At 29.3% G+C, this 13,886-nt stretch carries 10 protein-coding genes; 1 reads left to right on the top strand and 9 read right to left on the bottom strand.

Going from position 1 to position 13,886, the window contains the following annotated elements:
* Positions 1-167: 167 nt before the first annotated feature.
* The 9 genes from glyA to VBM88_RS00710 form a co-directional block, all read right to left on the bottom strand.
* Complete coding sequence (gene glyA / locus VBM88_RS00750) at positions 168-1,430, bottom strand: serine hydroxymethyltransferase (RefSeq protein ID WP_323176408.1); 1,263 nt, start codon at positions 1,428-1,430, stop codon at positions 168-170.
* Between the two features lie 7 nt (positions 1,431-1,437).
* Entirely contained in the window at positions 1,438-3,636 is a 2,199-nt protein-coding gene (locus VBM88_RS00745) for a phenylalanine--tRNA ligase subunit beta (RefSeq protein ID WP_323680212.1), read from the bottom strand.
* Positions 3,637-3,639: 3 nt separating this feature from the next.
* The gene (locus VBM88_RS00740) at positions 3,640-4,311 is read right to left on the bottom strand and encodes a uracil-DNA glycosylase (protein ID WP_323176410.1); all 672 of its coding nucleotides are present in this window, start codon (positions 4,309-4,311) and stop codon (positions 3,640-3,642) included.
* Positions 4,301-5,254 carry a phenylalanine--tRNA ligase subunit alpha gene (gene pheS / locus VBM88_RS00735; RefSeq protein WP_323680211.1) on the bottom strand — a complete coding sequence of 318 codons (954 nt, stop codon included), beginning with the start codon at positions 5,252-5,254 and terminating at the stop codon, positions 4,301-4,303. The genes VBM88_RS00740 and pheS overlap by 11 nt, the downstream gene beginning before the upstream one ends.
* Complete coding sequence (locus tag VBM88_RS00730) at positions 5,255-6,481, bottom strand: replication-associated recombination protein A (protein WP_323680210.1); 1,227 nt, start codon at positions 6,479-6,481, stop codon at positions 5,255-5,257. It abuts the gene before it with no gap.
* A gap of 179 nt (positions 6,482-6,660) precedes the next feature.
* Positions 6,661-7,452 (bottom strand): Nif3-like dinuclear metal center hexameric protein, encoded by a 792-nt coding sequence (locus tag VBM88_RS00725; RefSeq protein ID WP_323177506.1) that lies wholly within the window; start codon positions 7,450-7,452, stop codon positions 6,661-6,663.
* Positions 7,453-7,488: 36 nt separating this feature from the next.
* Entirely contained in the window at positions 7,489-8,979 is a 1,491-nt protein-coding gene (locus tag VBM88_RS00720; protein WP_323680209.1) for an RNA polymerase sigma factor, read from the bottom strand.
* A 3-nt stretch (positions 8,980-8,982) separates the two neighbouring features.
* On the bottom strand, positions 8,983-10,854 hold the full coding sequence (gene dnaG, locus VBM88_RS00715; protein WP_323680208.1) for a DNA primase: 1,872 nt from the start codon (positions 10,852-10,854) through the stop codon (positions 8,983-8,985).
* Positions 10,855-10,885: 31 nt separating this feature from the next.
* On the bottom strand, positions 10,886-12,256 hold the full coding sequence (locus VBM88_RS00710; protein ID WP_323176416.1) for a glycine--tRNA ligase: 1,371 nt from the start codon (positions 12,254-12,256) through the stop codon (positions 10,886-10,888).
* 361 nt (positions 12,257-12,617) lie between these two features.
* Here VBM88_RS00710 and VBM88_RS00705 point away from each other — a divergent pair, with 361 nt between their 5' ends.
* Positions 12,618-13,856 carry an MAG3090 family protein gene (locus VBM88_RS00705; RefSeq protein ID WP_323176417.1) on the top strand — a complete coding sequence of 413 codons (1,239 nt, stop codon included), beginning with the start codon at positions 12,618-12,620 and terminating at the stop codon, positions 13,854-13,856.
* The last annotated feature ends 30 nt before the right edge of the window (positions 13,857-13,886 follow it).

Raw genomic sequence — 13,886 nt, 5'->3', positions numbered from 1 at the left:
ATTTATTTTATTTTATCTGTCTATTTTAACAAATTCTAAACATTGTACACAATGTCTGATTGTTAAATTTCAAGATTTATTAGCTTATTTAAATTTGATTTACATTTTTTTACTTTTAAGTCTAGTAGACTATTATAAAAGTAAAAAAAATAAGATGCAATTGCATCTTATAAATATGATTTTTTGATTGGGAATTTTTTAGTTAATTCTAAAACTTCTTGTTTAAGTTCATTTAGTTTATCAATTCCATTTTCTGAACTTAACATTTCATAATTTCTAAGTGTGTAATCAATTATGTCGGCTAATTTATCTCATTCTGTGAAATCTCTACTTGTCATAGCAGCAGTTCCGATTCTGATACCACTTGCTACAAACGGTGAAAGTGTATCGAATGGAATTGTGTTTTTGTTTAATGTAATGTTGATTTTACCTAAGATTTCTTCAGCTTGTTTACCGCTAATGTTGTATGTTGATAAAACATCAATCATAAATAAGTGATTGTCTGTTCCACCTGAAATAATTTTTGCACCTTTGTTAATGAAGTTATTACAGAACTTAGTTGCATTTAATCTAATGTTTTTTGCATATTCTTTAAACATAGGTTGCATAGCTTCATAAAAGCTTACAGCTTTTCCAGCTATAGCGTGGAATAATGGCCCACCTTGGTATCCAGGGAATACTCATCTGTCGATTTTTTTAGCAATTTCTTCATCATTAGTCATAATTATTCCACCTCTACCTCCACGTAATGTTTTATGTGTTGTAGAAGTGATAATATCTGCATAACCAACTGGCGATGGGTGTTCTCCAGCAGCGACAAGTCCTGCAATGTGAGCTATATCAGCAAGTAATTTTGCACCACATTTATCAGCGATTTCTCTGAATTTAGCAAAGTCAATTGTTCTTGAGTAAGCTGAATAACCACAAATAATTAAGTGTGGTTTTTCTTTTAAAGCAAGTTCTAAAATTGCATCATAATCTAAAATTCCATCTTTACCTAAATCATATGAAACTGATTCATAGAAAATTCCACTAAAACTGATTTTGTACCCGTGTGTTAAGTGTCCACCTGAACTAAGTGAAAGCCCCATAATTTTTCCACCACTAGGTACAACTGATGCAATAGCAGCAGCATTTGCAACTGAACCTGAATAAGGTTGCACGTTAGCAAATTTAACACTAAAAATAGCTTTTAATCTATCAATAGCAGCTTGTTCAACTACGTCAACATTTTCACATCCACCATAATATCTTCTATTTGGGTAACCTTCACCATATTTGTTTGTTAAAACACTACCTTGAGCTTTAAGCACATCTTCTGAAACATAGTTTTCACTAGCGATTAATTCAATGTGATCTTCTTGTCTTTTTAGTTCATTGTTAATTGCATCTTGAACTAATTTATCTTTTAAACTAATATCTGAATACATAGGTCTCCTAGTTGTTAAAGTGTGAATCTATTTTCTCAATTTGCTCACTTGAACCTGTAATTCTAAGTGTTACATTGTGTGAATTTTCTTTTTTGTAATCATCAATTTGGTCAATGCCGAAACAATCTGAAACTGATTTAATTTGATTAATTTTATCTTGAATGTACTCACCATTTGCAAGTTCAAATGTAAGGTCAAGTGTTTTGTATGGTTCAGTATTAACTGATTGGAATTTTGTTGCTGCTTCGTTGTTTCTCATGTTTTTAATCAGATCTGTGAATAATTCTGCATAGAATGCATTTGTCTTATCAATTGATGGATGAATTTTACCTAATCAACCTAATTCAACTTGTGCACCTGTGTTTTCGTCAATATAAACAATTTTTGCAGATGCATTTGGATGAACTAAAGCATTGTCTTTTAAAGGGACAAATTCTAAATCTAATTTTACAAAATTAATAATATCTTGTTTCATTTCAAAGAATGATTTAGTTGTTGAAGCGAGACCTAAAACTTCATTAGAGTTCCCGATCATTCCTACTTCAAAAATGTTAATTGAGTTTAATTTACGTTTTTGATTGTAATCGACAACTTCTTGCAATGAAACAATAATTGAATTACGTACGTATTCTCTTTCTTTAGAAACGAATGTTAATAAAGGTCCAACAGTTTCTTTTAAGTCTAAAACTTTAAAGTCTGCTTTTTCTTTAGAAACAAGTGTAAATGTTCTAACTTCTGAATAACCCATTCCACTAATAATATTTTTTGTTCTATCTTTTGATTGTGTAATTAATGGAACGTTTTTAACAACTTCTTCTTTAAACTTGCTGTATGAATAGAATCTGAATAATTCTTCCATAACATCTTCAAATAAGTTAACATCATATCTATAGTTAGGAACTTTAACAGTGTCTACTTCAAAGATAAATCCTAATTTACTTAATTGATCTTTAGCTTTGTTAAATTCAACTAATTGATTGTCTAGTTTATTTGAGTAAACTTTTAATTTTTCATTATCAATTTTTATTTCTTTGTAGCTATCAAATTCAAATTCACCAATTGTATTTGAGACTTGTAAATCATTGCAGTATGATCTGATGAATTTAACTGCTAAACTTGCTAATTCGGGTGTAATTGTTCTTGCACCTTGTGCAGCTGAGTTTGAAATTAATTTAAGTTCTTTAGATGAATGTCTAACATCTGTAGACTTAAACACTCCAACTTCAAATAAATAATCATTTGTTTGCTCTGTAGCTTTCGTATCTTCTAGACCCATAGCACAAGCAACTGAAACAGGTTTATTGTTAGCAAAAATTGTTAAAACATTATTTAATTCAACTTCTTTATTTCCTAAAATAACTAATTTTCCTGAATAATAATCTGCACTTAAATTGTTTTCTAATTTTGCAGCATCATAAACGTGAGAAGGCACACCATAGTTAATTAATGTTAAGTTTGTTAAATTAACTGCTCAGTCAAATTTTGTATCGATACCGTGTTTTGCAAGTAACATTTTTTCATATAAAGTTGTTTCTTTTTTACCTTTAATTTCTGTAAATGATAAATGTTGTGCTTTGTTTTTATTAACTGTAAATTGTGTTGTAAATGAACTTGGTGTTTCTTTTAATACGCTTATAAAGTCAGTATCAAAATATGAAGCTAATTCTCTAGCTAAAACATAATATGAGTTCGCATCATTTCTGTTTGCTGTTACTGAAATTTCGATAAGTGTGTCATTAAGACCTAAAAGTTCCATTGCATCATCTTCAAGTGTAGCAAAATCGTTTGGTAAAACTAAAATTGAGTCAGTATATGATAAAAGTGAATTATCATATCCAATTTCAGATCATGCACCGAACATTCCTTGTGATAAAACTCCTTTAATTTCTTTGTCTGCGAAAACAAAATTTCCTTTTGATGCACCTGTTGGGAAGCAAATTGTAAGGTCACCTGGTTTTAAAATTCTATTATTTGTTTGAATTGTGTATTCACCTTGTTTTGTTAAAACTTTAACTACATCTAATTTGTCTGAATTAGGGTTAACTGAAACTTCTAAAACTTTTGCAAATACTAAACCTTTAACGTCAGAGAAAGGTGAAACTGATTCAACTTCTAAACCTAAGTTGTTCAATGCTTTTTCTACTTCTTTTGCATCTAACTTAATATTTGGTAAATATTTATTTAAATGTTTTAAAGATAAAATCATAAATTACTTTCCTCCTTTAGTTAAATCTCATTCGATTGGTTTTACATTATTTTGTTTAAGTTTTTTATTAATAGTTTTAAATAAGTGTGAATCTGCAAAACCTTTGTTGTAACTATATGGACTTGGGTGTGCAAGTTCAACTAAGTTTTTAGGATTAATTGCTATATCTTTAATGAATTGTTGTGCTTTTTTACCTAACGCAACTACAATAACATTAGGGTTTTGCACAACTACTTCCTCAACTACTTTGTGTGTGAAAGTTTCTCATCCTATTTTGAAGTGTGAAGCAGGCTTGCTTTGAGCAACTGTTAAAACTGTATTTAATAATAAAACACCTTGTTTAGCTCAAGAAACAAGTGAAGTTGTTTCTAATTTTGTTTTAGGATAATCTTTTTTAAGTTCCTTAAGAATATTATTTAGTGATGGAGCAAATTTGTCATCGTATGTTGAAAATGCTAATCCATCAGCTAAACCTAATGTGTGGTATGGATCTTGACCTAAGATAATAACTTTAGTTTCATTAACTTGGAAGAATTCAAATGGTTTAAATAAATCCATTTGGTGTGGAAAAACTTTAACTCCATTTGTTTCTTCTTCTTTTAATTTATCTAAAATTTTTGTAAAGTATGGTTTTTGACCTTCTGACTGTAATATTTTTAAAAAACTATCTTTCATTTTTAAATTGCTCCATTATTCTTAAATCATTTCTGTATAAATCTCTTATATCTGTAAAACCGTATTTAATCATTGTGATACGTTCAATTCCAATACCAGCTGCAAAACCGTTAAATGATGAATCAAAACCAGCCATTTCTAACACACTTGGATGAAGCATACCGGCACCTAAAATTTCAATTCATCTATTTTTGTAAAATACATCAACTTCAACACTTGGCTCAGTGAATGGGAAGTAACTTGGTCTTAATCTGATTTCAACGTTTTCTTCTAAAACATATGAAAGTAAATCTTTAAGAGTTCAAATTAAGTTAGAGAATGAAACTTTCCCAACTGTAACAAAGTCAATTTGAGTAAATTGGTGTGAGTGAGTTGCATCATCTTCATCATTTCTGTAAACTTTACCAATAGCAAAAGTTGAAAATTCCTTATTAGGATTTTCTTCAAGAACTTTTGCAGTAATACCTGTATTATGTGTTCTTAATAAAGTTTGTTCTGTAATGTAAAGTGAGTCATGCATTCCTCTAGCAGGGTGATCATCTGGAATATTTAAACGTTTAAAGTTATATTCATCAGATACAATTTCACCATCTTTACGTTCATAGTATCCGTGTTGGAAAAATCAATCTCTTAATCTTTCTTCAACAAGTGTGATTGGGTGTAATGCTCCAGGTTTTAAAACAGAAATTGTTACGTCAATAAATTCTGAATTAATTTTCTTTTCAATTTCAAGTTTTTGAATTCTTTCTTCAGCTAACTTAAAGAAATCTTCATATTCTTTTTTAAGAATTGTAATTTTTTGTCCGATTTCTTTCTTTTGTTCAACTGGGGCTGTTTTTAATTCTTGTTGAAGTTTGTAAATTTCTCCTTCGTTTGAAAATACACTTGCTTTTGCTAATTTAAGATCTTCTAATGAATTAATGTTTTCTAATTTTAAATTCATCTAATCCTCCTTAATTGCTTCCTTGATTTTTTGTCAATATTTTTTGTATTTTTGTTCGTTTTCATTTAATCCAGCAAAATAAAATTCTGCTTTAGATAATTCTTTTGGTAAATATTGCTGATTGACATAATTGTTTCAGTAGTTATGTGGATATTTGTAATCAACTCCATCACCTAATTTAACCGCTGATGCATAATGTGAATCTCTTAAATGTTTTGGTATTTGATAAATTTGTCCTGAATCTAAGATTTCCTCTGTGTTTTCGATTGCAATGTATGTTGAGTTACTTTTTGGTGCCAGTGCAATATCAATAATTGCAAAAGCAATTGGTAATTTTCCTTCAGGCATTCCTAGCCGCTCAAAAGCTTCAATTGCATTTAGCACTCTTAAGCTTACATTCGGTGAAGCGTGACCAATATCTTCATATGACGCACAAATCATTCTCCTGAATAATCCATCAACATCTCCACTTTTTAAAATTAACATCCCATAATATAGTGCAGCATTTACATCTGAACCTCTAAGTGATTTGTGAAATGCAGATAAATTGTTGTAATGTGCGCTTGAATTCAAATCACTGTAGAAGTTAATATTTGGAATAACTTGTTTCAGTTGCTCTTTAGTAATTTCTACACCTGGATCAGAACATAAAATGAGCATATGTAAATTGTTAATACTTAATCTTAAGTCTCCTGAAGAAAATCTAGCTAAGTTTTCTAGAACGTCCATACTAATTAAATAGTTAGGAAAACTTTCTTTAACAATTTGATTAAGTTTCTCTCCGATTTCATCTTCTGAAATCTTAAAAAACTGCACAATTTGCATCCTACTTCTTAGAGCAGGCACAACTTTAAAGTAAGGGTTTTCTGTTGTAGTTGCATAAACAATAATCTTGTCAAATTCTAGATAAGATAACAAAATGTCTTGCTTATCTTTATTTAATCTATGTATTTCATCAATGATGATTACATCATTATTTTTCAAAATATTAATTAATTTATCTTTATTATCAACTGATGCGTTAAATAAATCATACTTAAGACCTAATTGGTTAGCCAAAATCATTGCACTTGTTGTCTTACCGGTTCCTGATTCACCAAAGAAAATAAAACTTGTTGTTATTTTGTTTGCAACAACTTTTTCAAGTAATTTAACAACGTGCTTTTGTCCGACAATGTCTTCTAATTTAGTTGGTCTGATTAAATTTGCTAGATTTTTATTGTTCATAACACCCTTTTAGTTAATTAATAAAATAAATTTTATTAATTATACATTTTTATTTTTTTAAAGATTGCACTTTGTTGTTTAGTTTATAGTAATAAAAGTTTAAAGTAGCAAAACTTTTATAGCTTGCACACTATTATAAAAATAAAAATAACTGCTTTGTAGCAGTTAAATTTGGTCAATTACATATTGTGATATGGTACATTAGTTTTAACAAAAATGAATTTATGATTTGGAAGCATTTCTTGAAGTTGTTCATACATATCAAGCGCAAATACTTCTTCATCTAAGTGTGGAACTTCTAAAATGTTTGTGTTTGTTTGATCAAATACGATTCAGTCACTTCATCTAAAGTCGCTTGAAATGATTAAGTCACATTTTGTAGCTAAATCATTAATTTGTCCAATGTATCCACTTCCACTTAAGATTGCAACTGTTTTGAATTTTTTATCGTAGTTTTCAGGAGCAACATTAGTTCTAAATGAGTGCAATCCTAATCTTTTTTCTAATAATTCTTTAATTTGGTTTAATGATAAATTAGCATCAACAACTGATGAGAATTTTTGTGTTAATTCTTCATTTTGTTTTGCTTCTATACCCATATATCTTGCAATTTGGTATGAAGTACCTTTTGGATCACAGTCGTAATTTGTATGCATTGAGAATGCTGTAATTTGGTGTTTTCTAAGTAAATTTAAGATTTCTCTTTTGTATGGTGCTTTGTAATCTTCATCAATTCATCTTCTTTCGAATTTGAATGGGTGGTGTGTTAAGATAACGTTGCAATCATTATCAATTGCTTCTTGAAGCACTTCTTTTGTAAGGTCGATTGCTAAAACTGCACCTTTGAATTTTTTAGCTTGAACTGTTTTAACTGAGTACCCTGATGGATCTCAAATTTCTTTGTTTTCTAATGGGTACATTTTGTTTAATAATTCAATAAAATCTTTAATTTTTAAACTTTTTTCTCTCATAATATCAATTTTCCTAATTTTGTTTAATTGTTGTTTTTAGTTTCTAATAAAGTCTTTTAAGTTTTTACCGTGTTTTTGATCTGATTTAAGTTTACGTAAGATTTTATTTTCAATTTGTCTTACACGTTCTTTAGAAACTCCTCCACGGTCTAGTGCTAATTCTTCTAATGAGTGCACTCTGTATTTATTTCCATTTTCATCAACACCAATACCAAAACGTTTACAAATAAGTTTTTTATCTTCTGGATCAAGGTTGTTAACCATATCTAATAAGATTTCTTCTAATTCTTCTTGTGAAGCATAATCAACCGGTGAAACAATGTTGTCATCTTTAACAAAGTCACTGAATGATGAATCGTTTTCTTTACCGACTTGTTTATCTAATGAAATAGGGTCGATATTAATTTTTCTAATGTATCTAACTTTAGCAGCATCATATCCATTTTGGTATCTTTCTGCAATTTCCTCATCAGATGGTTCTCTTCCTAATTCTTGTTGTAATTCACGTTCAATTTTTGAAATTTTGTTAATTGTTTCAACCATATGAACAGGAACACGGATTGTTCTAGCTTGGTCAGCTACAGCTCTTGTGATAGCTTGTCTAATTCATCAAGTAGCATATGTTGAGAATTTAAACCCTTTATTAACGTCATATTTTTGAACAGCTTTTAAGATACCTGAGTTACCTTCAGAAATTAAGTCAATAAATGTAAGCCCTCTGTTTTTGTATTTTTTAGCATTGTTAATAACTAAACGTAAGTTTCTTTGGATAAGTTTATCTCTTGCTCTTTTTCCTCTGAAACCACCTTTTTCCATTAATTTAGCTAAGTGTTTTTCTTCTTCTAAAGTTAATAATTCTCCATATTTACCGATTCAACGCATATATCATTTAACAATGTCATTTGTTTCAGTAAGTTTGTTTGATAAGTTATATTTAATTTTTGTATCGTCAGCTAATTCAATTGGTTCATCGTAAGTTTCAAAAACTAAATCCATATCATCAAAACCTGAATCAATTCCTGCATCATCAAAGAATTCATCGCTTAATCTATGAACTTCAGTTTCTTTTTCTTCGTCTTCCTCTTCTTCTTCATCAGCTTCTATTTCTTCATCTGGAATTGTGTAGTAATCTTCGTTTTCGTCATCTTCATAATACTCATCATCATCCATGTCATCAGAATCAAAGCCACCGTCAAAGTCAGGTTCCTGATCATCGAGGTTAGTTAATTTTTCGAAGTCATAGTCATCTAGACTTTTTTCTTTTGTTTTCTTAGATTTTTTTGATTTTGCAGGCGCTACATCTTCAAAATCAGCTTCTGTATAGTCATCATTGTCACCAAAGTCAACATCATCAATAATAATATTGTTATCTTTTAATTCTGACATAAAATCATCAATAGTGTCTTCATCAATAGATAAACCTTTTGAACTTAAGATATCAAAGACTTCTTCTTGAGTTAAGTAATCTTTGTGGTGCTTTTTAAGCTCTCTCTTCATATAATTAATAATCTCTTCAAATTTATACATAAATTATCTCCCTCTCTTCTTATCAGGTTTATTTGAGTTAAGTTTTTTCAAGTTATTTATTGTGTCAACAAGATATGGTGGCAATGCATCTCCCTTAGGTAAATCTGCAATTGTTTGTTGTATAAATGGTTCTTGTTCTACTATATATGAATTAAACGAAAGCATACTTGTCTCTGTAAAGAAAGTTGTTTCTTCATATAACTCGTGTAAATAATTTTCAATAATTTCTGAATTAACTTCAGCTTCAGTCATTCCACAATTTTTAAGTAAATATTGCTTGAATATGTCTAAATAATTTTCATTTAAATATTGTGTGGTGTTTTTCATGACTTCTTTGTATAGTTTGCCAATTTGAGTTGGGTAGCTAAAAACAGCACCAATATGTTCAGTTTGTTTTAAGATATCCAAAATATGAGGGTTCATCATAGCCTGAGTTAAGATTTTCAATCTATTTTGAATACCTAAAGTGGTGAGCTTGCTGTAAAAATCTTTTTCATCAAACCTAACATTGTTAAGTGCTTGAACAAACCCATTATATGGATCAATAGGTGCATATGGGTCATTTGCAACAAATTCATCATACTTGACTTGTTCTTGGGTTTGTCTTTTAGAAACAATTTTTAGTTCGTAATTAAATTCTCTTTGTAATTGTGATTTTAAATATTGTTGTTCTTTTTCACTAAATAAATCAAGGTATTTATTAAGTTCAATGATAAACAAGTTAAAGTGATTAAAATCATAATTATCAGCGCTGATTTGATGTTTGATTTTTAAACGATCGTAAAGAAAGTCAATAGCAGATATTTGTGAATTGTTAATCAAGTCAACTAAAGTTTGTGCGCCGTATTCATTTAAAATTTCGTCAGGGTCTTTTGAATAAGTGTTATTAATAATAGAAACATTAAAATTGTGTTCTAATAATCTACTTAAACTTCTAAATGTTGCTTCAATTCCCGCTTTATCGTTATCAAGGAACATTAAAACTTTTGTGTTTTTGATAAGTGCTAAATGTTCTTTAGTAAGTGCAGTCCCCATAATTGCAACTACATTTTCAATTCCTGCTTTATAACAAGCGATAACATCCATATAACCTTCAACAATTACAACTTGTTTTTTAGTTCTAATTGAATCTTTAGCATTATGGTAGTTATATAAAATTCTCGATTTGTTAAATGCAACAGTTTCTGGAGAGTTAATGTATTTAGGCGAATTAGGATCATTGTTATTTAATTTTCTTCCACTAAATCCAACAATGTGTCCATGTTCATTAGCAATACCAAAAGTTACTCTATCCCAGAATAACTCGTGCATATCTGCATTAACTAATCCTGCTTGTTGCATTTGATGTGTTGAATAATTTAAATTAGTTAAATAATTAACCAAAACATTTTTAGGTGCATAACCAATGTTGAATTTTTCTCTAATTTGATTGTCAATTTTACGTTTAGCTAAATATTCTTTAGCAGCTTGATTGGTTAAATATTGAACTTTGTAAAATGAGTTAACAATGTCTAAAACATCAGTTATTTCAATTGCTTCTTGAGAATAATTTATTGTTTCAGTTTGCTTATATTGTTCAAAATCAAGTTCAATATTTACTCTTTTAGCTAAATATTCTAATGTGTCTACATAAGAAATGCTTTTGTATCTTTTCACAAACTCAATTACGTCACCAGCAGTTTCGCAAACAAAGCATTTGAAAATTTGCTTAGCTTGAACAACACTTAAACTAGGTTTAGTGTCTTGGTGAAAAGGACATAGTCCAACATAACTATTTCCCTTTTTATGTAATTGAATAAATTCAGAAATAACATCAACAATATCATTTGCATGCTTAATTTGATTTGTTATTTCAGAAGTTAATCTTGCTGACATTATTTCCTCCTTTGAATTAATTTAGTTAGTTTTATTTTTGAATAAATGAAATTACTTGGTCAATTGATACTCTGACTTGTTCCATAGTATCTCTGTTTCTTAAAGTAACTGCGTTATCTTCTAACGTGTCATAGTCAATTGTTAAACATCAAGGTGTTCCAATCGCATCTTGACGACGATATCTTTTTCCAATTGAACCAGCTTCATCATAAGTTACTGAAATTCCGGCAGCAACTAAATTGTTAAAAATTTCTTTTGATTTTTCATTTAACTTTTTAACAAGTGGCATAACAGCAACTTTGTAAGGTGCAATTTCGTAAGGGAAACGTAAAACAATTCTTGAATCATTATTTTCTAATTCTTCTACATCATAAGCACTTGTAATTACAGCTAACATTAAACGATCTAATCCGATGCTTGGCTCAATTACATATGGAATAACTTTTGTATTAGTTTCAGGATCTAAGTAATCAAGTGATTCTCCTGTTGCATTCATATGTGACTTAAGATCGTAATCAGTTCTGTTAGCAACCCCAAGTAATTCACCTCAACCAAAAGCAAAATTAAATTCAATATCACTTGTTCCTGCTGAATAGTGAGCTAACTCTTCTGGATCGTGAGCTCTAACTCTGATTAAGTCTTTTGAAATTCCTAATTGTTGTATAAAGTTATAAGCTTTGTTTACATAGTAGTCAAATCATTGTTGTGCTTCTTCTGGTTTTGTAAAGAATTCAAGTTCCATTTGTTCAAATTCCCTTGTTCTGAAAATGAAGTTTCCTGGAGTAACTTCATTTCTAAAGCTTTTTCCAACTTGTGCTACACCAAATGGTAATTTAGCTCTCATTGTTCTTTGAACGTTTTTGAAGTTAATAAAAATACCTTGTGCTGTTTCAGGTCTTAAGTAAACTTTTGATTTAGCACCCTCAACAACTCCTTGAGAAGTTTCAAACATTAAATTAAATTTCTTAATGTCTGATCAATCTGTTTTATCTCCTTCATATTCTTTGATGTGCTCTTTTACAAAAACAACCATTTCATCAAAGCTCATTTTTTCAGGAATTAAATCAGGATTTACTTCTTGAATTAATTTGTCTGCTCTATATCTTTTTCCATTAACTTTGTTTTCAATTAAAGGGTCAGAGAAGTTAGAAACGTGACCACTTGTTACTCAAACTTGTGGGTTCATTAAAATTTTTGAGTCAATTAAGTAGTTATTAGTTTCTTTGATAACAAATTCACGTTTTCAAGCTTGCTCAATGTTATCTTTTAAAAGTGAACCAAGCGGTCCATAATCTCAAGTATTTGACAATCCTCCATAAATTTCACTTCCTTGAAAAACAAATCCAGAGTTCTTCAAGTGATTAACAATATCATTCATTTTATTTTCTCTATTATTTAGCATAATTGTAATTTTATCACTAAACGCTTAATAAAAAATTTATTTTTTATTATCATAATTTGATTAAATTCAAAGAAAAAAGCAAAAATTTTTGAATTTTGTTACACATTTGATTTTTACACTTTGCTATTAATTTCAAAATATGTTTATCCCTTACACACTATGGAAAACATCTAAAAAATAGCTATTTTTTCTTAATTTTTGCGAAAAAAAAGCAAAAAAATACCGTTTTTCCCTAAATTATAGGGATAGAAGTAGACAAATATATCATCATTATTTGTAAAAAAGCATTTATAATTAAGAGGAACGAAAGTTTATTTTATATAACGTTATACAAAATTACTTATTTAAACAAAGGAGATATATGAAACGTTTACAATGTTTATATAGACCTAACAAGGATAAAAACTACCCTTGAGCTCTTAAACACCCAAAAGTTGAAAGTCCTTTAGCTCTATTCAAAACTCGTAAAGACGCTATGACCTGATTCTTATCATTAGGTTACGAGTGTGCAACTTGATTCCAAACAGATAAAAAAATCTGAGGAGGAATCGTTATCGAATTTAATGATGAAGATTCAAAAGGAAATATCATTCCTGAATTCGAACTTAACGTTGATAAATTCGACGGTGGTTTAGATTACGAAGAAACAGTAGAAGAATTAGCTATTGATCCAAAATCAATGAAACGTGATGACAAAGCAGCTAAAAGAAACTTAAAAGAAGTAGTTGATTTCAAAATCATTAAAGATCACGAAACATACTTCCCAGCTGATGATGATTACGTTTACGAAAGAAAAAAATCTGCTAAAGACTTAGAAATTGAAAAATTACAAAATGAATTAAGCAAAAAAGAACAATTAGAAAAAGAAGTTAACGAACTTCAAGAAAAATTAGCTAACTCAGTTACAAAAGAAGTTTTAGTTGAAAAATTTGTAGAAAAAGATGTTGAAGTTTTACCAGTGTGTGAAGATAAAATTACAGAATATGCATACATTAGAGACTTAATGATTTCAGACCAAATCAAAGTATTAGCAATCTACGCTAGAAAACTTCGTTTAACAGCTGCTTCATTACCAGAAACATTAACATCAATAGAAGACATCAAACGTATTGAAACAAACTTTGAAAATGTTTTAAAAGCTGCTAAAGCTCTTAAAAAAGATGTTAAAGGAAATGAAGAATACAAAGAATTATTAGCTGCTATTGTTGCTACTATTTCTAAAGCAATGCAAGAATTTGCTGACAAAGTTAAAGGAAGCGAAGAAATCGAATTCAATGCTGAAACAGAAGTTTACTCAGTATGTGAATTAGTCGGAAACATTACTTTAGCACAAAAAACTTCATACGTATTATTCAACAACTTACACGTTGGATTTGTTAAAAAAGACAGCTACGACTACTCAATCTTCTTAGGTGAAGAAGCTCAAAGACAACATTTCTTAGTATTTGAATCTGTATTATCAGATGGTGTTGTTTCAGCTGAAGGCCAAGTCGTTACAACACGTTCAAGAGCTAGTCTTTTAGCAATTTTCTTAATTGTTTTAGGATACTCAATCTTAATCGTGTTAGCAATCTTATTAGGATTAGGATACATCATTTAGTTTTAATCCAATACGCAAGGCTTAAACGCC

The sequence above is a fragment of the Mycoplasma sp. 1232 genome, assembly GCF_034863345.1.
Lineage (GTDB): Bacteria > Bacillota_I > Bacilli_A > Mycoplasmatales > Metamycoplasmataceae > Mycoplasmopsis.
Note: the sequence above shows the minus strand (reverse complement) of the source record. Positions and strands in the feature narration are given on the sequence as shown.